Source organism: Salinispora tropica CNB-440 (genome assembly GCF_000016425.1).
GTDB lineage: Bacteria > Actinomycetota > Actinomycetes > Mycobacteriales > Micromonosporaceae > Micromonospora > Micromonospora tropica.
In genome coordinates this window covers 432603-454970 of the sequence record NC_009380.1, presented here as the reverse complement: position 1 = coordinate 454970, position 22368 = coordinate 432603, and the positions used below count along the sequence as shown (strand labels likewise).

The 22368-nt window shown below is 71.4% G+C and carries 19 protein-coding genes; 8 read left to right on the top strand and 11 right to left on the bottom strand.

All coding sequences use genetic code 11. From position 1 onward, the window contains the following. Positions 1 to 124 precede the first annotated feature (124 nt). Genes rarD through STROP_RS01975 form a run of 3 tightly spaced genes read right to left on the bottom strand, consistent with a single transcriptional unit; the run spans position 125 to position 2684 of the window. The gene (rarD, locus tag STROP_RS01985; RefSeq protein WP_011904313.1) at positions 125 to 1090 is read right to left on the bottom strand and encodes an EamA family transporter RarD; all 966 of its coding nucleotides are present in this window, start codon (positions 1088 to 1090) and stop codon (positions 125 to 127) included. 26 nt (positions 1091 to 1116) lie between these two features. After that, complete coding sequence (locus tag STROP_RS01980; protein ID WP_011904312.1) at positions 1117 to 2079, bottom strand: complex I subunit 1/NuoH family protein; 963 nt, start codon at positions 2077 to 2079, stop codon at positions 1117 to 1119. Then, positions 2079 to 2684, bottom strand: coding sequence for an NADH-quinone oxidoreductase subunit C (locus STROP_RS01975; RefSeq protein WP_011904311.1), 606 nt, complete (start codon positions 2682 to 2684; stop codon positions 2079 to 2081). Before STROP_RS01975 ends, STROP_RS01980 begins: the two co-directional genes overlap by 1 nt. Before the next feature lie 179 nt (positions 2685 to 2863). On the opposite strand from STROP_RS01975, the gene STROP_RS01970 reads away from it, so the two are divergent. Then, positions 2864 to 3910, top strand: a complete 1047-nt coding sequence (locus STROP_RS01970; RefSeq protein ID WP_011904310.1) for a glucose 1-dehydrogenase — start codon at positions 2864 to 2866, stop codon at positions 3908 to 3910. Positions 3911 to 3936: 26 nt separating this feature from the next. Here STROP_RS01970 and STROP_RS01965 read toward each other — a convergent pair whose 3' ends face one another. The 4 genes from STROP_RS01965 to STROP_RS01950 form a co-directional block, all read right to left on the bottom strand. After that, positions 3937 to 4503: an NADH-quinone oxidoreductase subunit B gene (locus tag STROP_RS01965; protein ID WP_011904309.1), complete on the bottom strand. Its 567-nt coding sequence runs from the start codon at positions 4501 to 4503 to the stop codon at positions 3937 to 3939. Between the two features lie 126 nt (positions 4504 to 4629). Continuing rightward, the gene (locus STROP_RS01960) at positions 4630 to 6129 is read right to left on the bottom strand and encodes a pyridoxal phosphate-dependent decarboxylase family protein (protein ID WP_011904308.1); all 1500 of its coding nucleotides are present in this window, start codon (positions 6127 to 6129) and stop codon (positions 4630 to 4632) included. After that, entirely contained in the window at positions 6126 to 7619 is a 1494-nt protein-coding gene (locus STROP_RS01955) for an MFS transporter (protein WP_011904307.1), read from the bottom strand. Before STROP_RS01955 ends, STROP_RS01960 begins: the two co-directional genes overlap by 4 nt. 31 nt (positions 7620 to 7650) lie before the next feature. Beyond that, a complete protein-coding gene (locus STROP_RS01950) occupies positions 7651 to 7965 on the bottom strand; it encodes an MGMT family protein (RefSeq protein WP_018830910.1) in 315 nt (104 codons plus the stop codon). Positions 7966 to 8026: 61 nt separating this feature from the next. Between STROP_RS01950 and proB the strand changes: the two genes are divergently transcribed. After that, positions 8027 to 9136: a glutamate 5-kinase gene (gene proB, locus STROP_RS01945; RefSeq protein WP_026275210.1), complete on the top strand. Its 1110-nt coding sequence runs from the start codon at positions 8027 to 8029 to the stop codon at positions 9134 to 9136. Between the two features lie 51 nt (positions 9137 to 9187). Then, positions 9188 to 10429: a glutamate-5-semialdehyde dehydrogenase gene (locus STROP_RS01940; RefSeq protein WP_011904304.1), complete on the top strand. Its 1242-nt coding sequence runs from the start codon at positions 9188 to 9190 to the stop codon at positions 10427 to 10429. Between the two features lie 87 nt (positions 10430 to 10516). On the opposite strand, the gene STROP_RS01935 is transcribed toward STROP_RS01940, so the two are convergent. The 3 genes from STROP_RS01935 to STROP_RS01925 all read right to left on the bottom strand — a co-directional run bounded on the left by STROP_RS01935 (position 10517) and on the right by STROP_RS01925 (position 14692). Beyond that, complete coding sequence (locus tag STROP_RS01935; RefSeq protein ID WP_026275211.1) at positions 10517 to 11347, bottom strand: prenyltransferase/squalene oxidase repeat-containing protein; 831 nt, start codon at positions 11345 to 11347, stop codon at positions 10517 to 10519. Positions 11348 to 11457: 110 nt separating this feature from the next. Further along, positions 11458 to 12708: an adenylyltransferase/sulfurtransferase MoeZ gene (gene moeZ / locus STROP_RS01930; protein WP_018830911.1), complete on the bottom strand. Its 1251-nt coding sequence runs from the start codon at positions 12706 to 12708 to the stop codon at positions 11458 to 11460. A 76-nt stretch (positions 12709 to 12784) separates the two neighbouring features. Then, positions 12785 to 14692 carry a hypothetical protein gene (locus STROP_RS01925; protein ID WP_026275735.1) on the bottom strand — a complete coding sequence of 636 codons (1908 nt, stop codon included), beginning with the start codon at positions 14690 to 14692 and terminating at the stop codon, positions 12785 to 12787. Between the two features lie 436 nt (positions 14693 to 15128). Here STROP_RS01925 and STROP_RS01920 point away from each other — a divergent pair, with 436 nt between their 5' ends. The 5 genes from STROP_RS01920 to STROP_RS01900 all read left to right on the top strand — a co-directional run bounded on the left by STROP_RS01920 (position 15129) and on the right by STROP_RS01900 (position 20166). Beyond that, positions 15129 to 15788 carry a TetR/AcrR family transcriptional regulator gene (locus STROP_RS01920; protein ID WP_020678918.1) on the top strand — a complete coding sequence of 220 codons (660 nt, stop codon included), beginning with the start codon at positions 15129 to 15131 and terminating at the stop codon, positions 15786 to 15788. 65 nt (positions 15789 to 15853) lie between these two features. Further along, positions 15854 to 16081 carry a DUF3107 domain-containing protein gene (locus tag STROP_RS01915; RefSeq protein WP_011904299.1) on the top strand — a complete coding sequence of 76 codons (228 nt, stop codon included), beginning with the start codon at positions 15854 to 15856 and terminating at the stop codon, positions 16079 to 16081. 583 nt (positions 16082 to 16664) lie between these two features. Continuing rightward, on the top strand, positions 16665 to 18314 hold the full coding sequence (locus STROP_RS01910; RefSeq protein WP_187151570.1) for a DEAD/DEAH box helicase: 1650 nt from the start codon (positions 16665 to 16667) through the stop codon (positions 18312 to 18314). A 101-nt stretch (positions 18315 to 18415) separates the two neighbouring features. Then, positions 18416 to 19621 carry a class I SAM-dependent methyltransferase gene (locus tag STROP_RS01905; RefSeq protein ID WP_011904297.1) on the top strand — a complete coding sequence of 402 codons (1206 nt, stop codon included), beginning with the start codon at positions 18416 to 18418 and terminating at the stop codon, positions 19619 to 19621. Positions 19622 to 19749: 128 nt separating this feature from the next. Further along, positions 19750 to 20166 (top strand): helix-turn-helix domain-containing protein, encoded by a 417-nt coding sequence (locus STROP_RS01900; RefSeq protein WP_011904296.1) that lies wholly within the window; start codon positions 19750 to 19752, stop codon positions 20164 to 20166. Between the two features lie 4 nt (positions 20167 to 20170). Here the strand turns inward: STROP_RS01900 and STROP_RS01895 are convergent, their stop codons facing one another. Beyond that, positions 20171 to 22309 carry a RecQ family ATP-dependent DNA helicase gene (locus tag STROP_RS01895; RefSeq protein ID WP_011904295.1) on the bottom strand — a complete coding sequence of 713 codons (2139 nt, stop codon included), beginning with the start codon at positions 22307 to 22309 and terminating at the stop codon, positions 20171 to 20173. Positions 22310 to 22368: the final 59 nt, after the last annotated feature.

Genomic DNA, 22368 nt, shown 5'->3' with positions numbered 1-22368 from the left:
AGCGGTCAGGACAAGCTGGGCCAGCGACGCGGGGATCAGCACCAGCCAACAGAGACGCTGGAGCGGATCCGCACGTAGGCGTGGGTAGCTGGCCCAGAACCAGTCGCTACTCAGGGCTGACAGTTCAGCCTGAAACAATCTTGCGCTCCTGCTGAGGTGAAGTACCCGATCCGGGTTGAACCGCGGCCAGGACTTCATCTGCTAAGGGAGGGGGGAGGCGGCGGGCGGCGCGGACAGCATCGACGGTGAAGACGGCAAGCGCGAGCCAGACCAGGGCGAAGCCCGCCAGGCGAGCGGGAGGCATGGGCTCGCGGAAGATGATGACGCCGCAGCCGAGTTGGAGAATCGGGGCGAGATACTGGAGCATCCCGAGGCTGGTGAACGGCAGTCGGTTGGCCGCACCAGCGAACATCAGCAGGGGAATCGCGGTTGCTGCTCCGGCCGAGATCAACAGGGCGGTGTGTCCCGCCGACACCGCCCCGAACGTGGCCCCGCCGGTGCCACCAAGCCATGCCAGGTACGCGAGCGCGGGCAGGGCGAGTACTGCCGACTCGACGAAGAGGCCCTGGGCGGCGGGCAGGCCGAGGCGCTTCTTGACCAGCCCGTACCCGGCGAAGGTGAACGAGAGGACCAGCGCCAGGTACGGTGGGCGGCCGTAGTCGACGGTCAGCACCACGACCGCCGCCCCACCCACGCCTATCGCCGCCCACTGCGCGGGGCGCAGCCGCTCCCGCAGTACGAAGACTCCGAGTAGCACCACGACGAGCGGGTTGACGAAGTATCCGAGGGACGTCTCCACCACCCGCTCGGAGTTGACCCCGTAGATGTAGGTGCCCCAGTTGAGGGCGACCAGAGCGGCAGCGATGCCGAGCGCGGCCAGGGCACGCGGTCTGCGCAGCAGCGCTCGCAGGAAGCTGCGGTTGCGCATTGCTGCCAGTACCAGCGCGACGAAGACCACTGACCAGACGATCCGGTGGGCCAGGATCTCCAGCGGGCTGGCCGGCCGGAGCAGTCTCATGTAGAGCGGGAAGAAACCCCAGAGCACGTACGCGCCGATACCGTACAGGTAGCCGAGCTTGCGAGGCGTCACGCCGCAACGCTAAGGGACGGCATGCGCTACAGGGCCATGCGGACGGTGACGGTCAGGACGAGCTGCGCCAGCGAGGCGGGGACCAGCACCAGCCAACAGAGACGCTGGAGCTGATCCGCACGCAGGCGCGGGTAGCTGACCCGGAACCAGATGATCACGAAGCTGACCGCGGCCACCTTGAGCAGGGTCCAGAGCCAGCCGAGCTGCGCGTCCGCGAACGGCCCCTGCCAGCCGCCGAGGAACAGCACGGTGGTGAGCGCGGCGATCACCACGACCCCCACGTACTCGGCGAGCAGAAAGAGCGCGAAGCGCAGGCCGGTGTACTCGGTCAGGTAGCCGAACACCAGCTCCGAGTCGGCGATCGGCATGTCGAACGGCGGTCGCCGGATCTCGGCGAGCCCCGCCACGAAGAAGACAATCATCGCGGGGGCCTGCCAGAGCAGCCACCAGGGCTGCCACGCCTCGACGATGCCCGGCAGGCTCAGTGTGCCGGCCGCCATCGCCACCGACGCGGCGGCAAGCACGAACGGCAGTTCGTAGCCGAGCAGTTGGGCCGCGGCGCGCAGACCGCCGAGGAGGCTGTACTTGTTGGCCGAGGCCCACGCCGACATCAGCACGGCGACCACGCCGACACCAACCACGGCAAGCACGAAGAAGAGTCCGATGTCCAGCGGTTGGGCGACCAGATCACCCGGCCCGAGCGGGATCACCAGCAGCACCAGCAGGTAGGGCACCAGGGCCACCACCGGGGCGAGCCGGAACACCGGACGGTCCGCCCCGCGCGGGGTGACCTCCTCCTTCTGCACGAACTTCACGCCGTCCGCGATCAGTTGCGCCCAGCCGTGGAAGGCACCGGCGTACATCGGGCCCAGCCGGCCCTGCATGTGCGCCATGATCTTGTGCTCGGCCTGGCCGACCAGGAGCGGGAGGGTGAGGAAGGCGACCAGCACCCCACCGACCCGGAACAGCAGCTCCACCCAGAGCGGCATCAGGCCGTCCCCCCACTCTCCGTGGCAGTCGGTGCCGGACCCCACTCCCCCGGTGCCGGCACGCCGGGCGGGCGCATCGGCCGACGACCGCCACCAGCCTTGGCCTCACCCGGCTCCTTCGCCCCCGGCCAGGGCTTGGCCACCCGGGAGGCGAGGACGAACTCCTTACGCAGCGGATGGCCCTCGAACTCCGGGGGCAGCAGCAGCGGCTTCAGGCCGGCGTGGTCGGCGAAGTCGATGCCGAACATCTCGTGTGTCTCGCGCTCGTGCCATGCCGCACCCGGATAGATGTCGACCACCGAGGCGACCCGCGGTGCCGCGCGGGGCACCCGGGTGCGCAGCAGCAGCCCGTGCCGACGCGTACTGGACCACAGGTGCACCACCACGTCGAACCCGGCGGCCAACTCGTCCACCGCAGAGAGCCAGTCGAAGAAGTCACAGGCCAGTTCATCGTCGTCCCGGGCCGCGCGTAGTGCGTCGTGCCAGCTCTCCGCGGGCACGTCAACGGTGGCTCGGGCGTACGCCTGACCGCCGGAGACCGAGGTGGTGACCTCGACCGGGGCGAGCAACGCGGCCATCCGCTGGCCTACCTCGTCCAGAGTCATGTCGCCGATCCTATGACCGCTGGGGTCGGCGTGCGGTGCCCAGCGGCGGCCGTTCTCCACTGTGCGGCCAACCGGCCGATGGCTCGACCGCGGCTCACCCCGGCCGGCCGATGGCTCGACCGGGGGTCCCCGGTGGCATTCGGCGCCGGCGCTCGCCACCCTCGGCGAGGATGAGGATCATGCGCGCGGTGACGGTTTCTCCCCGAATCCCCGGCTCGCTCTGCCTGGTCGAGGACTGGCCCGAGCCGGCTGTCGAGGAGGGCGGGATCCTGGTCGAGGCGCTGGCGGTGGGGGTCTGCGGGACCGACCAGGACATTATCGCCGGCCATTTCGGCGAGGCACCCCCCGGCCAGGAGCAGCTGGTCATCGGGCACGAGTCGCTCGGCCGGGTGTTGGAGGACCCGACGGGCACCCTGCACCGCGGGGACCTGGTGGCCGCGATCGTGCGGCATCCCGACCCAGTGCCCTGCCTGAACTGCGCCGTGGACGAGTGGGACATGTGTCGCAACGGGCTGTTCACCGAGCACGGCATCAAAGGGCTCCCCGGCTTCGCGCGGGAACGGTGGCGGGTGCAGCCGAGGTTCGCGGTGCCGCTCGGTGCCGCCTTCGCCCGGGTGGGGATGCTGCTGGAACCCACCAGCATCGTCGCCAAGGCGTGGGAACACATCGAGCGGGTCGGCCACCGCGCCCGCTGGGACCCACGGACCACCCTGATCACCGGTGCCGGGCCGATCGGCCTGCTCGCCGCGCTGCTCGCCACCCAACGTGGACTGACCGTGCACGTACTGGACCGAAACACGACGGGGCCGAAGCCGGACCTGGTCCGAGCGCTCGGTGCCACGTACCACACCGAGTCGGTCAACGAGGTGGACCTCCAGCCGGATGTGCTGGTGGAGTGCACTGGCGACCCGAGGGTGGTGCTGGACTCGATGTGCAAGGTTGGCCCGACCGGCATCGTCTGCCTGACCGGCATGTCCACCGGTGGTCGGACCATCGACTTCGACGCCGGGGCGCTGAACCGAACGCTCGTGTTGGAGAACACCGTGGTCATCGGGTCGGTCAACTCCAACCGCCGGCACTGGGAACAGGCCGCGGCGGCGCTGGCCCGGGCCGATCACTCGTGGCTGGACGCCCTGATCACCCACCGGATACCGATGTCCGACTTCACAACCGCGTACGAGGTCAACGACGGGACCATCAAGGTGGTCCTGGACCTCACCGCCTGAGTGGGGACGACCAAAGAGGGAACGGGTCAGGACGGGTCGGGCGGACGGACTGGCGGGGCGGTCAGCGAGTCGGCGGCGCGCGGGGGGAGGGCGTCGGCCGGTGAGGCGAGGGCGTCCGGGCGGGAGACCCCGCCGACGCCGGCCTCCTCCGCGGCGATCTTCTCCTGCAGCCGCAGGATGCCGTGCAGCAGCGCCTCCGGCCGGGGTGGGCAGCCCGGAACGTACACGTCAACCGGGATGAGCTGGTCGACGCCCTTGGTGACCGAGTACGAGTCCCAGTACGGCCCGCCGCAGTTCGAGCAGGCACCGAAGGAGATCACGTACTTCGGCTCCGGCATCTGGTCGTAGAGCCGCTTGATGGCGGGAGCCATCTTGTCGGTGACCGTGCCCGAGACCACCATGAGGTCGGCTTGTCGGGGACCGTGCGCGAACGGGATCACCCCGAGGCGCATGAAGTCGTGCCGGCTCATGCTGGTGGCGATGAACTCGATGGCGCAGCAGGCGAGGCCGAAGTTGAAGACCCAGAGCGAGTAGCGCCGGCCCCAGTTCAGCACGAATCGGATCGGCTCGCCCAGCACAGCCGGCACCTGCACCTCGAGCCTCCCTCATCCGTTCCCGGTACGACAGTCAACCACAGCGCCCGCAGCGGCGCCCGGCGCAACCGGGCCGGTGTCGATCCGGTTGCGCCGGGCGTGGCCCGGCTGTGCCGTCCGGTGGCGTCAGTCGCGGGACCAGGTGGGTCGTTGCAGCAGGCCGACGAACTCCACGAGCAGACGCTCCTGTAGCGCCGCCGGCACCTCTTCGAGCAGGGTGTTCACCACGGCCATCCGGGCCGGCACCGGCTCGGCCCCGGCGTCCGCCGCCTCGCCCAGACCGAGACCAAGCCCGGCGGCCAGGCCGGCGACCAGGTCCGGGGTCAGCCCTTCCGGGGTCAGTGATCGGGCGAGGGCGAGCAGTTCCGCGGGGAGCTTGACCGGCCCGGCCGCCCGGGTCGCCGCGACAGCGTCGGCCAGGTCGGGGCCAAACTTGCCCACCACCGGCGCCACTGACGCGGTCAATGTCAGATGCACGGTGCGCGGCAAGCCGGCGTAGGCGAGCTGCGGTTGGGTGTGCCAGCCCCGCGCGGCCAGTTCGTCCACGAGCACGAAGAGGTCCAGCTCCGGATCGGTCACGGTGAAGCAGATCACGGTCGACTCGGGCTCGGCCACGAGCCGCAGGCCGCCAGCGGCCCGGATGACGTCCGCCAGCTCGTTCATCGCGTCCCGGGTCACCGCCGCCAGCCGTAGGTAGCCGTCCTCACCCAGGTGACGCAGGGTCGCGTAGGCCGCGGCGATCGGCCCGCCGGACCGGGTGGAGGCGATCACCGAATTGATCATTGTGTAGCCGGGCCAGTCGGCGTGCGCGAAGTACTGCGTCTTCCGCAGCTCCGGGTCCCGGTGCAGCAGGATTGACACGCCCTTCGGGGTGTACGCGTACTTGTGCAGGTCAACCGAGATCGAGGTGACACCGGGTACGGCGAAGTCGAACGCCGGCACCGGTTCGCCGAGGCGGCGTAGCCAGGGCAGGGCCCAGCCGCCGAAGCAGGCGTCCACGTGGCAGCGCACCCCGGCGTCGGCGGCGACCGCCGCGATCTCGGTGACCGGGTCGATGACCCCGTGCGCGTATCCCGGAGCGGAGGCGACGACCAGCACGGTTTCGGGGCGGATCGCGGCGGCCATGGCGGCCGGGTCGGGGCGCAGGGTCTCCGCCGACACCGGCACCATGTCCACGGCCACTCGAAGGTAGTGGCCGGCCTTCACGAACGCGGCGTGGGCGGTTACCGGCATCACGATCCGGGGTTCGGTGATCTCGGGATGGGCGTCCCGGGCCGCCTTCACCGCCAGGATCAGCGACTCCGTGCCCCCGCTGGTGACCGAGCCCACCACGTCCGGCGCGGTGGTTCCGGGGCCACCACCGAGTAGCTGGGCGGCGGCACCGACCAACGCGTTCTCCATCGCGAGCAGAGACGGAAAGGCCGTCGGGTCGAGCCCGTTGACGTGGGCGCTCTCCGCGTGCGCGGCGGCGGTCAGCTCATCCAGCCCGGGGACCGCCGGGTCGTAGACGTACGCGAACAGTCGCCCGCCATGGGTGGGCCGGTCCCCGCTACGCAGTGCCCGGATTCCGTCCAGAACGCGTTCCGCCGGCAGCCCGTGGGCGGGCAGCCCCTCTTCGTCGATCATCCAGTGGTGCCCTTTCCGTGGTTTTCGGTGACCGTACTCCCCGCCGAGTGTCCAGTTTCGCGGGAAGACAGCTCCTCCATGACGGTGCCGAGATCGGCGGAGGTAAGGGAGTAGGGGCGCAGCAGAAGGGTGGCGGCACCGACCATCACGGCGGGGAGGACGGTGAAGCCGAGGAGGATGCCGAGCCGGGCGGACTCCGGCTGGGTCGCGGCGGCTCCGGTGTCCGACGAGAGGTAGCCGGAGAGCTGGAGCACCAGACCGAAGATGCCCGGTCCCAGCGCCAACCCGAACGTCTCCCCGGCGGTCCACACTCCGGTGAACACACCTGCCTGCCGTCGGCCGGTACGGGCCTCGTCGTAGGCGATGCAGTCGGGCAACATGGCGAGAGCGAAGACCTGCTGGCCGGCGTACCCGACGCCGACCAGCGCGACCAGCAGGTAGATACCGACGGCGGGGAGCAGCTCGGCGGCGACCAGGGCCAGCGCACCGGCGGCGAAGAGGAGCGCGGCGGCGATCAGCCCGGTGAGCTTGCCGAACCGCTGCCCGATCCGGCTCCACACCGGCATGACCAACAGCGCCGGCCCGACGAAGCAGGCGAACAGGACGGTGGGCCCGGTCTCCGGATTGCGCAGGATCTGGGTGGCGAAGTAGTTCACCCCGGCCAGGATCGTCGCCACCCCGGCGGACTGGATCACAAAGCAGGCCAGGAGCGCCCGGAAAGCCCGGTTACGTCCGGCTACTGCGAGTTGGGCCCGCAACGACGGCTCGCTCTCCTGCACGATGCCGACCGGGGCGGACCGGGTGCCCACGAACGCCCCGACCGCGCCGAGCAGGATCAGGCCGGCGACGAAGAGCCCCATCCAGCGGTGCCCGGAAATACCGCCGCCGCCCGCGTCCCGCACCAGCGGGGCCACCGCGCCGGAGACCAGGATGGCCAGCGCCAGCACCGCGATCCGCCAGGTCATCAACCGGGTGCGCTCGGTGTAGCCGGTGGTCAGCTCGGCCGGCATCGCCACGTACGGAACCTGGAAGAAGGCGAACGCGGTCGCGGTGGCCAGGAAGGCCAGCGCCACGTAGCCGCCGGCCGCCGCCCCGGTACCGAACGGCGCTGCGAAGATCAGGGCGAAGAAGAGGGCAAGCGCGACTCCGGCGCCCAGGAGGTACGGGCGACGCGCTCCCCACCGGGACCGGGTGCGGTCGGAGATCCGGCCGGCGACTGGATTGACCAGTACGTCCCACGCTTTCGGCAGCAGCACGAGCAGGGCGGCGATACCCGCCGTCACGCCCAGCGTGTCGGTCAGGTAGGGCAGCAGAAGCAGCCCGGGCACGGTGCCGAAGGCCCCGGTGGCCAGCGACCCGGTGGCGTACCCCAGGTGCACTCGGCGGGGCAGCGCCTCGGCTACGGACGGACCGGCAGGGCCGCCGGCCGGCGCCCGGTCAGCGGTGAAGCCAGCAGCAGGTGGACCGGTTCCAGCCGGCGGCGCGTCCATGGCGACGAATATTACTCATATATGGTGACGGTCACATCCCTCTCGCCGGCGACCAGCCCGCCGCCCGCAGGTCCACCCGATCGCCACACAGCGGCGTCCCCTCGGCGAGCAGCCGGGCCCGCGCCGAGAGTTCATGCCCGGGCGGCAGCCGACCAGCCGAGGTCACGACGCGATGCCAGGGCACACCGCCGCCGTGGCGCGCCAGGATCGATCCGACCAGCCGGGGCGACGCCCGACCCGAACGTTCGGCGAGCGCGTCGGCCACCGCCCCGTACGACATCGCCCGGCCGGGCGGGATGCGCTCGACCAGTTCCAGCACCGCCTCGACGTACTCCTCGGGTCCCACGAGGCGCCACGATATGGGAACCGGTCCGAGCGTGGACCAACCGACACCGCAGAATGGGCAGGTGCGCGACAGTGTGAGGGCGGCCCGGCGGGTGGTCGTCAAGATCGGTTCTTCCTCGTTGACCACGGCCGACGGCGGCCTGGATGACGGGCGGGTCGACGCGCTCGTGGACACCCTCGGCACCCTCGCCGCCCAGGGCCGGGAGGTTGTGCTGGTCTCCTCCGGCGCGATCGCCGCGGGGCTGGCCCCGCTGGGGCTGACCCGCCGCCCCCGTGACCTGGCCACCCAGCAGGCCGCCGCCAGCGTTGGCCAGGGGCTACTGATCCGACGGTACGCCGCCGCCTTCGCCCGGCACCGACGCACCGTCGGTCAGGTGTTGCTCACCGTGGACGACATGACCCGGCGGGCGCACTACCGCAACGCGTACCGGACCCTGCGCAAGCTACTCGACCTGGGCGCGGTGCCGATCGTCAACGAAAACGACACGGTCGCCACCGAGGAGATCCGGTTCGGCGACAATGACCGGCTCGCTGCCCTGGTGGCTGCCTTGGTCGACACCGATCTACTACTTCTGCTCTCCGATGTGGACGCGCTTTGGACCGGAGATCCAACCCGCCCCGGATCGACGCGGATCGCCGAGGTCCGCGACGAGCGGGACCTGTCCGGGGTGGCGATCGGCGGTGCCGGCCGGGCCGGTGTCGGCACCGGGGGCATGGTGACCAAGGTGGAGGCCGCCCGGATCGCCACCGGCTTCGGCATCCCGGTAATCCTGACCTCTGCCGACCAGGCGGCCGAGGCGCTGGACGGGAAGCCGGTCGGCACCTTCTTCCATCCCAGTCAACGCCGGCCGACCGCCCGGCTGTTCTGGCTGGCGCACGCCACCTCACCCCGCGGCCGGCTACAGCTGGACCCGGGCGCGGTCGCGGCCGTCGTCGACCGGCGCAAGTCGCTGCTACCCGCGGGGATCACCGCGGTGCGGGGCGCCTTCACCGCAGGCGATCCGGTTGACCTGGTCGACACCGACGGTGTGCCGGTGGCCCGCGGGCTGGTCAACTACGACGCGGTGGAGTTGCCCGGTCTACTCGGACGCTCCACCGCTGAGCTCGCCACGGCCCTTGGCCCAGCCTACGAGCGGGAGGTCGTCCACTGCGATGACCTGGTGCTGTTGTAAGGCCGGGCTCCGCCCCGGCACGAGTCCTTCCCCAGATGTCAAGGAGTGCAGATGAGCGTCGTCGAACAGGCGCAACGGGCCCGGACGGCGGCGGCCGCGTTGGCGGTCGCCACGCGGGCTGACAAGGATGCCGCGCTGCACGCGATGGCCGACGCGCTGGTGGCGCGGACCTCCGAGATCCTGGCCGCCAACGGCGCGGACCTCGCCGCCGGACGCGACGAGGGGCTGAGCACGGCGATCCTGGACCGGCTCGCCCTCGACGCGGGGCGAGTGGCCGACATTGCCGACGCACTGCGTCAGATGGCCGCGCTCCCCGACCCGACAGGCGAGGTCGTTCGGGGTTCGACCCTCCCCAACGGGCTACAGCTGCGGCAGATTCGGGTGCCGTTCGGGGTGGTGGGCATCATCTACGAGGCGCGACCGAACGTCACCGTTGACGCGGCCGGCATCTGCCTGAAATCCGGAAACGCGGTGCTGCTGCGGGGCTCCTCCTCCGCCGCCCGGTCGAACGTCGCGCTGGTCTCGGTGTTGCGCGACGCGGTCGCCGGCACGGGCCTGCCAGCGGACTCGGTACAGCTCCTCGATGCCACGACACGCGACTCGGTCAAGGAGCTGATGCGCGCCCGGGGCCTGGTGGACGTCCTGATCCCGCGCGGCGGTGCGGCACTGATCCGTACGGTTGTCGAAGAGGCGACCGTCCCGGTAATCGAGACCGGTGTCGGCAACTGTCACGTCTATGTTGATGCTGCCGCAGACGTGTCAAAGGCCGTCGCGATCGCCCTGAACGCGAAGACACAGCGCCTCTCCACCTGCAACACGGCCGAGTCGCTGCTGGTACACACCGCAGTCGCGGACGCCGTTCTGCCCCCGGCGTTGGCCGCGTTCGCCGCGGCCGGGGTGACCGTACACGGCTGCCCGCAGGTCGCTCGACACTCCACGGCCGTGCTGCCGGCGACTGACGAGGACTACGCCACCGAATATCTGTCGGCGGACATCTCGGTCGCCGTCGTCGAGTCACTGGACGCGGCGGTCGCGCACATCCAGCGGTACGGTACGGGGCACACCGAGGCGATCGTGACCGACTCCCAGTCGGCCGCCCGCGAGTTCGTGGCCCGGGTTGACGCGGCGGCGGTGATGGTGAACGCCTCCACCCGGTTCACCGACGGTGGGGAGTTCGGCTTTGGTGCCGAAATCGGCATCTCCACCCAGAAGCTACACGCCCGCGGGCCGATGGGGTTGCCGGAGCTGACCAGCACGAAGTACGTGGTCACCGGCGACGGCCAGCTGCGCTGACCGGCGCCGGCCCACGAGCCCGGTGTCCCGGCATCCCGATGGCGAGATTCGGGCGGGCGTCGCCGGGACCACGCCCGAGCCGGGCCGTCAGTGGCAGGCGCGGATCGCGGTCAACGTCGCGTGGACATCGAACTGGTGCCCGTCCTCGCTCTCCCAGCCCCCATCACTGCGCTGGGTCTCGGCGAGCCGACGGCGGGCACGCACCAGGACCCAGTCCTGCGGGTCCACGCCGACCCGGCGCAGCGTCGCACCCAGCCAGGCGACGTTGGCCGGAGCCATGTCGCCGATCCGCTCGGCGAGCGCCACCTGGATCCGGGCGGACTCCTGATACATCTCCTGCCGGAACAGCACCGCCGCGCTCAACCACCCGGCGGCGAGGAAGGATGGCCAGGTCCCGTCCGGGTTCAGCCGGGCCGCGAGGGAGAGCGCGGCGCCGTGCACGACGCCCGCGTAGGCCCCGCCGACCCGAGCGTCCAACGGCCCGGCCGCCCGGGCGTCCAGGCCGGCGACGCTGAGCCAGAACGCCGCGCTCGCCGTCAGGTAGAAACCTGCCTCCGGCGCACCCGGCCGGGCCCACTCGGGGGCGGTGTCGGCCAGCGTGGCGTCCTCCTCCCAGCCCCCCTCCGGCAGCTGGCGCGCGGCGAGCCAGTCCAGCGCCCGCCGGGCCGCCGATCGGCCGAGGGCACCGAGGTCGTCGAGCTCGCCGAGACGGAAACAGGTCGCGTCGACGGAGGCTGTCTCCCCCTCGAGGTACGCCGGCCAGCCGCCCTCCGGCAGCTGCCCAACCTCGGCGACGGCGAGCACCTCCTCGGCCGGCGGCGTACCGGTGCGCAGTCGGCCGAGCCGGGCACGCTCCACCACGTCTCCGCGCGCCACCACGTAGCCGATCGCGGCATCGATATCCACCACAGCGGTCACGCTACCTGGGCAGATACGATCCCGCTCCCGGGAATCCTCCACCCGCCGCCCCGGTGCTCGCCGCAACGTCGAGCACCGGGGCGTTCCCGCGCTGGCCAACCCCGGCCTGGTCAGTACGCGGGCAACGACGGATCGACCTGCCTGATCCAGGAGAGGACACCCCCCTGGAGGTGCACCGCGTCCCGGAAGCCGGCGGCCTTCAGCGCGGCGAGCGCCTCCGCGGACCGGACGCCGGACTTGCAGTGCAGCACGATCTGTCGGTCCTGCGGGAGCTTCCCCAGCGCGTGCCCGGAGACGATGTCTCCCTTGGGAATCAGCGTGGAGCCCGGGATCCGGACGATCTCGAACTCGGCCGGCTCCCGCACGTCAACCAGGAAGATCTCCTTGCCGGCGTCCTGCCACGCCTTCAGCTCGCCGGCGGTGACCGTCGCGTCCACCACGGCCTCCTGGGCCTCGGTCGACACTGCACCGCAGAAGTCCTCGTAGTCGGCCAGCAGGTCGGTGACCGTGGGGTTCTCGCCGCAGAGAGCGCAGTTCGGATCCTTCCGCACCTTGATCTTGCGGTAGCTCATCTCCAGGGCGTCGTAGACCATGAGTCGGCCGACCAGCGACTCACCGACACCGGCGAGGAGCTTGATCGCCTCGTTCACCTGAATCGAGCCGATCGACGCGCAGAGCACGCCGAGCACGCCGCCCTCCGCGCAGGAGGGCACCATGCCGGGCGGAGGAGGCTCCGGGTAGAGGCAGCGGTAGCAGGGACCGTGCTCGGCCCAGAACACCGAGGCCTGCCCGTCGAACCGGTAGATGGACCCCCACACGTACGGCTTGCCGAGCAGCACCGCCGCGTCGTTGACCAGGTACCGGGTGGCGAAGTTGTCGGTGCCGTCCACGATCAGGTCGTACTGGGCGAAGATCTCCTTGACGTTGTCCCGGTCCAACGCGGTGTTGTGGATCTTTACCTCGACCAACGGGTTGATCTCACGGATGCTGGCGGAGGCTGATTCCGCCTTGGCGCGGCCAACGTCGGAGACGCCGTGGATGATCTGACGTTGGAGGTTGGACTCGTCGACGGTGTCGAAGTCGACGATGCCGAGCGTGCCCACCCCGGCGGCGGCGAGGTACATCAGCGCCGGAGAACCGAGGCCGCCGGCGCCGACACAGAGCACCCGGGCGTTCTTCAACCGCTTCTGCCCCTCAACCCCGACATCCGGGATGATCAGGTGGCGCGAGTAGCGGCGGATCTCGTCAACGGTCAGCTCGGCGGCGGGCTCGACGAGCGGGGGCAGCGACACGGTGAACTCCCCGAGGATCGGCAGTGGCGAACCGCGCCATTGTCGCTCGCCGGGCAGGGCGGCGGCCATGAGCGGGGACACGTCGCCCGAACTGCGGGAACGGGAATAGCCCATCGATCAGGGACAGGCCGCCGGACCGGGTGCGCTATCGGGCGTTTCCGGTGTCGACGAGCAGCGCCTCAAGGCGACGGTTCACCGCAGCCAGGGTGGCCCGTACCATCGCCTGACGGGGGTCACCGGCGACCAGCGCGGAGCCGGCGAGCTGCTCGACCCAACCGTCGCAGACCAGCAACACCACGACCGTCGCGACCTCGCAGTTGCCCAGTGGCACCAACGTGGCGTGCTCGACGAAGCAACGCCCCCGGTCCGGCTGCGACCCCGGCGTCCGCAGCAGTTCATCCACTGCGGCGGCGGCCGCCGTCGCGCAGAGCCGCAGCACGTAGCCGTCCACCGCCGGCCCGGTCGCGTAGCCGGCGGCGGGTGACCCGGCGGAGAGTAGGCGCACCTCCACGGTCGCGTCGAGTCCGAAGGTGCTCACCTGCACATGGTCAAGCACCACCCGAGGCCCGGGCCGGCCACCTGTGTCAAGCGGGCGGGACGGGGCCAGCTCGGTGTTGGTGATCTGCCCCCCGCCGTACGACGTCTCGGCTGTCGCCGGGCCATCGGCGGCCCCGCTCACCACCGCGGGCCCGTCCACGGTGGCCCAGCCGTGATGCGGTCCGCCGGAGTATCGCCGGCGACGCGGCGGCTCCGACAGGGCCGCGTTCCGACGCTCGGTGCGCGACGGCAGGCCAGCCGGAGAGCGTCCGGCTCGCGCCGCCGGCTCCTCATGGGCCGGCCTGTCCGTCCGCCGGGGGGCGGACGACACCGAACCGGCGGGCTCCTCGGGCATGTTCTGCGGGGCGGCGGCGAGACCCATCCGTTCCTGGAGGAGCCGGGCGACGTGCCGACTCACCTCGGCCGGGTCGGCGCCGTCGGCGAGGTCCAACCGAAGGCTGTGCGCGCCGGACTGGGTACGGCGCAGGGCCGCGTCGCGGACGCCTGCCACACCACGAACCGCACCGAGAATGGCGTCCACGTCGAAGCCCTCTGGACGTTCCCGCAGCGGAGCGGGCTCGTCGACCTGGCGGAGGTGGGTGGCGATACGGGCGAGTTCCGGCGTCTTGGCGGGCGCCTCCGCAGCTGGCAGCTCCGGCACAACGGGCACGTCCGGTTCGGCGGGGACACGCTGCGGCAGCATCGCGGACACCGACTCCGGTAGCCGGTCGGCGTCACCCAACGACGCCGTCGCTGCCGGTTCGGGGGCGGATCGACGAGCCGGGTGGGGGGGTGCACTCGTCGGATTGGGCTCGGGCGGGGTGCGGTCCCAACCACCGGGGCCGCCGCGAGCGGACGTGGCGGACGGCGGGTCCACCTCCGCCGACCCGGCCGGCTGCTCCGGTACCCAGGCTGCGGCAGGATCCGACGGCTGGTGGGCCGGCTCGGTGCCGGGCTGGCGCTTCGGCCGGATGCCGGAGCGATGGCCCGGCTCGATGGGGAACGTCGAGGCCGGCTCGGCCCGGACCGGCTCGTAGGCCCGCTGCGGCTCGACGGCCCAGGCGGGACGCTCCGTGCTCGGCTGGCGCCCCTCGCCGGCCTCGGTCGCGTCAGGGTCCGGACGGAACCGGCGGCCGGAGGACTCCCGCCGCTTCCCGGCTGCATCCCGCGCAGTTCCGCTCCGGAACCGCCGGCCGGGCGGTTCCGGTTCGTCCCACCCGTCCGGTTCCATCCGCGCCCGTCGGCCAGCCGGCGATGACTCGCCGCTGACCTGCGAGGACGCCCACTCGTCCCCCCAACTCGGGCCGGACCAGTCCTCCGGTGGCGACGTGGGCCGATCGGCCGCCGGCGTAAGGCCGGGCTCGGCCGGCGGGTCCGACCAGTCGTCCCGGCCAGCCTCGGGTGATCGGCCCCCGGCCAGCGCGGGCGGCTGCTCGGCGGCGGACACGGGCGCCGTCGCCCGGTCCCCGCCAGCTTCCTGGGCTGGCTCGCCGGGACGGCCCGGCGGGGCACTCACCGGACTTGGCCGGCTCGCCGGCACCCCCGACGCCGGGTGAGGGTGACCGTTTACCCGGTATCCATTGAGTTGAGGGTGGAAACCACTCTCGGTCGCACCGGGCGGCGGAACTGGCAGGTCGCCATGGCGCGGGGAGGAGTCGGCCCAACCAACGGGCGAGTCAGATCGGCGCCAGGGTGTGGAGGGTTCCGGAGCCCAGCCTCCGGTGGGGGGCACCCACGGACTGTCGGAACGGGAGTGGACCGGCTGTGGACCGGTCTCGTCACCGTGCTCTCCCGGGCTGGCGGCACCGGGTTGCCCTGCATCACTCACCGCGCGCTCCTTGGTCGCCCCCGCTGAGGCTACCGTGTGGTGACAGTGGCGATAAGTTACGGCGGCGGGCCAAATCCGGGACGGGCAGTAATCCTTGACCGGTTCGGGTGATATGCCAGCTCGTATGAAGAACTCGGAGGCTCCCATGACCGCTGTGGGGAACGGTACCCAGACCGCCGGCCGGCCCACCCGCCTGCCCCGGTCCGCCCGCCGCAGACAGTTGCTCGCCGCGGCGCAGGAGGTTTTCGTCGCACAGGGCTACCACGCGGCCGCGATGGACGACATCGCCGAACGCGCAGGGGTCTCCAAGCCGGTGCTGTACCAGCACTTCCCCGGCAAGATGGAGCTCTACCTGGCGCTGCTCGACACGCACTGCGACATGCTCGTGGCGACGGTGCAGGAAGCGATGCGCGGCACCCTCGACAACAAGGAGCGGGTGAGCGCCTCCGTCCGCGCGTACTTCGACTTCGTCGACCATGAGAGTGAGTCGTTCCGCCTGGTCTTCGAGTCCGACCTTCGTAACGACCCCGCGGTCCGCCAGCGGGTCGAGCGGGTCGAGCAGGGCTGCATCGCGGCGATTACCGACACGATTATCTCGGATACCGGCGTGAGCCGGGCACACGCGGAGCTACTCGCGTCCGGCCTGGTCGGGGCGGCCGAGACGGCGGCGCAGTTCTGGCTGGCCAGAGGGCGGCAGGTGCCGAAGGGAGAGGCGGAGGCGTTGGTCGCCGCGCTCTCCTGGCGAGGCATCGCGAGCTTCCCCTTGCAGGGTGAGTCAGCCTGACCGCCGCCCCCGTGATCGGATAGCCTTCGCAGGGCGGCATTTTCGCCCCCAGTGGAGGAGGCACAGTGGAGGTCAAGATCGGCGTGCAGTACGCGCCGCGCGAGCTGGTTCTGGAGAGCGCACAGTCGCCGGCCGAGATCGAGCGGATCGTGACCGACGCCGTCGCCGGCGACGGCGGCACCCTCTCCCTCACCGACGAGAAGGGGCGGCGGGTCATCGTCCCGGTCGACAAGGTCGCCTACGTCGAGATCGCCGAGGCGTCCTCCCGGGCGGTCGGGTTTACCGTCCGCTGACCAACGCCCCGTCACGGCAGGTGCCCAGGCACTTGTCGTGGCGTACGCCCGGCAGGCTGAGAGCGATACCGACGCCCCGCGTCCAAGGCGCTGGCCGTCGGCCAGTTACCCGTGGGGGGGAAGTCCCCCGATCCACCCGGGTGAGGTAGGCGGTTGGCGCCGCCTCGCCGGGTCCTGGCTGGCTCTCGAAGGGCCTCGCCCGAAGCTCGGCGTCGGCAAACGGAACCACCCGCACGCCTGCTCCGGTAGCCTGCGGTTCAACCGCCTTGAGCAGGCGAAAGGTGCCTACTCCCCCCGGCCTTTCCCGGCGCCACCTGCCGGAATCTGAACAGCGCCCGGGATGTTCAGGTAGAATAGAACAGTTGCCGTGGGCACCGACCGACGTTCGATCTCGATCTGGTCCCAATCGATCTGGTCCAACGATCGATTAGTTCCCGTTTCGATCTGGTCGCAGCCGGCCCACGACGCGCGTGCGGCCCGGTCCGGCTCGGCGATTCGCTGCCCGACCGTGTGGCCCGCGCCACACCGTCCGCGCCTCGAGGACTCAACGGGGCGCACCCACGAGAGGGCACCCCCCATCGAGATGAGCGAACTCACCCACAACCTCATGGACGGCACCGAACTTGCCGCCACCGCACCGGTACGCCCGGAAGCACCCACCTTCGCCGAGTTGGGCGCCCGTAAGGAGACCGTTGACGCGCTGAACGCCGCCGGCATCACCCGGGCCTTCGCCATCCAGGAGTACGCGCTACCGATCGCGCTGCGCGGCGTTGACCTGATCGGCCAGGCTCCGACCGGCACCGGCAAGACCCTCGGCTTCGGCGTACCACTGCTGGAGCGGGTCTTCGCTCCCGCCGAGGGCGGCGACGGCACCCCACAGGCGCTGGTCGTCGTACCAACCCGCGAGCTGGGCATCCAGGTCGCCAAGGACCTCCATGCCGCGGGAAGCACCCGTGGCGTCCGGGTACTGCCGATCTACGGCGGGGTGGCGTATGAGCCGCAGATCGAGGCGCTCCGCACGGGCGTGGAGATCCTGGTCGGCACCCCCGGCCGGCTGCTCGACCTGGCCAAGCAGAAGCAGCTGAAGCTGGATCGAGTCCGCGCGCTTGTCCTGGACGAGGCCGACCGGATGCTCGACCTGGGTTTCCTCGACGATGTCGAGAAGATCCTGGCGATGCTGCCGGAAGAGCGACAGACGATGCTCTTCTCGGCCACGATGCCGGACCCGATCGTCGCGCTGTCCCGGCGCTTCCTACGCCGGCCGGTGACAATCCACGCCGGGCACACCGCCGAGACCGGCCCGTCACCGCAGACCCAGCAGCTGGCCTACCGCACCCACTCCCTCAACAAGATCGAGATTGTGGCGCGGATCCTCCAGGCCAAGGGGCGCGGGCTGACCATGATTTTCACCCGAACCAAGCGAGCGGCCGACCGGGTGGCGGCGGATCTGGACTTCCGCGGCTTCGCCGTGGCCGCCGTCCACGGCGACCTCGGCCAGGGCGCCCGGGAGCGGGCGCTGCGGGCCTTCCGCACCGGCAAGATCGACACTCTGGTCGCGACCGACGTTGCCGCCCGGGGCATTGATGTCAGCGGCGTCACCCACGTCCTCAACTACGACTGCCCGGAGGACCAGGACACCTACACCCACCGGATCGGCCGGACCGGCCGAGCGGGGGCGAGCGGCGTCGCGGTGACCTTCGTCGACTGGGACGACATGCCCCGCTGGCGAATCATCGACAAGACCCTCGGCCTGGAGATGCCGGAACCGCCGGAGACCTACCACACCTCCCCGCACCTCTATGCCGAACTGGACATCCCCTCGGAGGTCACCGGCACTCTGCCCACCGACGCGCGAACCCGGGCCGGGCTCTCCGCCGAGGTCGAGGAGGACCTCGGCGGAGGGTCCCGCCGTGGCGACGGCCGCGGGCCGCGCCGTGGCACGGGCCGGGACCGCCGCCGGGGACGCGGCGGCGACGCCAGTGGTGGCGCGGGCTCCTCCACGACCGAGCCGGGCGAGGCCGGCGAGACCGCGGAGCGCACCCCCCGCCGGCGGCGACGCCGGCGGGGCGGCGAGGTCGTCACCACCGGCGAGCCCGCGGTAGTGACCGTCGAGACCGGCGCGGCGGCCACCACCGACTCGCCGGGTGCCGACGCGCCAAAGCCACGGCGGCGCCGTCGGCGCCGTGGCGGTGCTTCCGGCACCGGCACGGCGGCCAAGACGACCACCGACTGAGCACGTCGCACCGCTCCCGACGTCCCTCGCTGGCACCAGCGGGGGACGTCGCGCGCTCGGTCGTCCGAGCGTCCCACCGCACATCCCGGAGGAGGACACCCATGCCGGAACCCCTGCCCGCCGCGCTCGCCGAGGTGCGGGCACTGCTGCTCGACGCCGGGCTCAACCGGGCGGTGGCCGCCGGGCATCGCCGTGGGCTCCGCCCAGCGGCGCACCGTGCGGAGCTACGGCCGGTCACCCTCAAATCCGGCCCCCGCCTCCAGGTCATCACCACGGACGGGAGCGCGCCTCACACCCGCAACCTCGCCCGAGGCGCGGAAGCAGAGGCGGCGGTGGACGCGCTGCTGGCCGAACCCTTCGGCAACTGGCACGTCGAGACCGCAGCGACGACCCTGCAGCTCCGAGTCACAAAGTCCGGCGCGGCACAGGTACACCGCATGGCGGCTCCGCCGGTAGCCGAGCCGGTCGGCCACGACCGGACGAAGGCCCACCTGCTCGATCCCGGTGACCCGATCTTCACCGTGATCGGCGGGTCGGCGGCCAAGCGGCGGCAGGTGGACGCGTTTCTGCGGGCGCTCGCCGCGACGCTCCCGGACGGGCTCCGCGGTCCACTGCGCGTGGTTGACCTGGGCTGTGGGAACGCGTACCTGACTTTCGCCGCGTACCGCTGGTTGACCCAACAGGACATCGACGTCCACCTGGTCGGCGTCGATGTCCGCGAAGACCAGCGCCAACGCAACACCGAGCTGGCTCGGCGGTTGGGTTGGGCCGATCAGGTGCGTTTCGTGGCGGGAACGATCGCCGACGCGGCCGTCGGGCCCGACCCCGACCTGGTGCTGGCTCTGCACGCCTGTGACACCGCCACCGACGAGGCGCTCGCACGGGCTGTACGGTGGGGGTCTCGCTGGGTACTCGCGGCTCCCTGTTGCCACCATGACCTCGCCGCGCAGCTCCGCTCCCAGCCCACCCCACCCCCGTACGAGCTGCTGACTCGGCAGGGCATCCTCCGCGAGCGGTTCGCCGACGTGCTCACCGACGCGGTCCGGGCCGGACTGTTACGGCTGCACGGCTACCGGGCCGAGGTGGTCGAGTTCGTCGACTCCCGCCACACGCCGCGCAACCTGCTCATCCGGGCCCGCCGCGCCGGGGCACCCCCGACTGGTGAGCACTGGGCGCAGTACCGGACCCTGGTCGACGGTTGGCGGGTCACGCCGAGGCTGGCGACACTGCTCGGCGAGCCAGCCGGTGGGACGGCAACCAGTGCGACCAACGGCCCGGCGGACACCACCACAGACCCGACCGACTAACTCCTCGAATCCATAGTGGCCAGTCACTGACCACGCCAGCCGTACTACCCTCGAGCCACGAACCGTCGAATGTCGAATCTCGATGGCACGAAGGCCGCACAAGGCCAAGGGGAGGAAGATCCGCTGGAATGGCTTCGGGAGAGGGAACCGCACAGGCGGCGTTCGCCCGCTTCGTCCGCCGCGCCATCGACAATGCCCGCATGGAGCGCGGTTGGACGGTGACCGACCTGGCGGCCCAGACCGGGATCGGCCGCTCCACCGTCTTCCGCTGGCTCGCCGGCGACTGGCATGACTACCCTGAGCTGGCCAAGGTGCGGGGCTTCTGCGTCGCGCTCGACCTACCCGTCGCCGCCGCGTTCCGCGCTCTCGGCCTGCCGGAGGCCGGTTCCGCACTGCCTCGGCGCGGCAATGACGGACCGGTCGAGGCGGATGTCCGGGCGATCCTCGAGCGCCTCGCCGACCCGGCGGTGTCGGTGGAGGAGAAGCACCACATCCGGGACCTGCTGCGTTACCTGGCCCAGCGGCCGATCCGCCAGCCAGAGTGATCTCTCAACCGGCGACCGCCAGGGCGAGCGGAAGCACCTCCGGCGCTCCCGCCCGACGCAGTTCCCGTGTCACCATCGTCATGGTCCACCCCGAATCGACGAGGTTGTCAACGAGCAGTACCGGCCCGCTCAGGCCGGCCAGGGCCCCGACCAGCTCCGACGGCAGGGCCACCGAGCCGTGTAGGGCCCGTACCCGTTGGGCGCTGTTGCCGCGTGGCCCGCCCGCGGCGGACACCATGACAGTGCCGAGCAGCGGCATCCGCCCCACCGCGGCGATCCGCCCGGCGAGCGAGGCGACCAGCCGGGTGTGGCGGGAGCCGACCGCGACCACCCCGACAGGGCGACGCGGCCAGGGGTCGGTGCCGTGCGCCCACTCCCGGAGCACCTCCACCACGGCGGCAACCACATCGTCGGGCGCGTCCACGTCGGCGGTGTCCGGCCCGACGAGTTCCCGCAGCCGCCCGCCCCAGCCGAGGTCGGAGAGGCGCCCGACGGCCCGACCGGGCAGCGCCTGCTCCGGGAGGGCGATCCGCCCCTTGAGTGGAACACCCACCGCGGCAAGGCCGGTCGGCCAGAGCTTTTTCGGGGAAATCCCGACACCGGAGCGGCCGAGGAATGCTTCGGCCGCTCGCAGGGCGCCATCGGACAGCTCCTCGGTGAAGGTCGGCGCAGCACACCGGTCACACCGGCCGCAGTCGGTTGCCCCCGCATCGTCCAGGCACTCCCGTAGGTAGCGGAGGCGGCAGGCGGAGGTGGTCGCGTACTCCCGCATCGCCGCCTGTTCGGCGGTACGGGCCGCCGCGACCCGTCGCAACCGCGCCTCGTCATAGATCCAGGGTTCACCCGTGGAGATCCAGCCACCGCGTACCCGACGGACCGCCCCGTCGACGTCCAGAACCTTGAGCATCAGCTCCAACCGGGTACGGCGCAGGTCCACGATCGGCTCGAGCGCCGGTGTGGAGAGGGGACGGTCGGTGTGCAGAGCGGCCAGCACCGACCGCACCTGATCCTCCGGTGGGAAGGCCAGTGCGGCGAAGTATCGCCAGATCGCGGCGTCCTCGGCACCCCCGGGCAACAGCAGCACCTCGGCGTGGGCGACGGCCCGGCCGGCGCGGCCGACCTGCTGGTAGTACGCGATGGGCGACGGTGGCGCGCCGAGATGAACCACGAACCCGAGGTCGGGCTTGTCGAACCCCATCCCGAGCGCGCTCGTGGCCACCAGTGCTTTGATCTTGTTGTCGAGGAGATCCTGCTCGGCGGCGCGACGGTCCGCATCGTCGGCCTGGCCGGTGTACGAGGCCACGGTGTAGCCCCGGGACCGGAGGAACTCGGTGATTTCCGCCGCCGCAGCCACCGTCAACGTGTAGATGATGCCGGAGCCGGGGAGTTCGTCCAGATGGTCGGCGAGCCAGGCCAGCCGGTACGCCGGGCCGGGCAGGTCGACCACGCCGAGCCGCAAGGACTCCCGGTCCAGGCTGCCTCGCAGCACCAGGGCCTCGGGCCCCGCCCCGAGCCGGGACGCCGCGCCGAGTTGTTCGGCGACATCCTGGGTGACCCGGGCGTTGGCGGTGGCCGTGGTGGCGAGCACCGGCGTGCCGGCCGACAGGTTGCCGAGGAACGTCCGCAGCCGGCGATAGTCGGGGCGGAAGTCGTGCCCCCAGTCGGATACGCAGTGCGCCTCATCCACCACGAGCAGCCCGGTGGTGGCGGCCAGCTTCGGTAGAACGGTGTCCCGAAAGTCCGGGTTGTTGAGCCGTTCTGGGCTGATCAGGAGCACGTCCACCGCCCCGGCGTGGATCTCCCCGGTGACCTCGTCCCACTCGTCAAGGTTCGCGGAGTTGATGGTCCGGGCCCGGATCCCGGCCCGGGCGGCCGCCTCGACCTGGTTGCGCATCAACGCCAACAACGGGGAGACGATCACCGTCGGTCCCTGCGTGCCGAGCGCCCGCAGCAGCGCGGTGGCCACGAAGTAGACCGCTGACTTACCCCAACCGGTGCGCTGGACGCAGAGTACCCGCCGTCGGTCGACCACCAGCGCCTCGATCGCCCGCCACTGGTCGTCGCGGAGCCGGGCGTGCTCTCCGGCCAGCCGGCGCAGCACCGTCTCAGCCTGCTCGCGTACCGCCGTTCGATCCTGACCCATCCGGCATTTCTACCAGTGCCCCTGTGCGCACCGGCGGCCGTTGGCTTGCCGGAGCTATG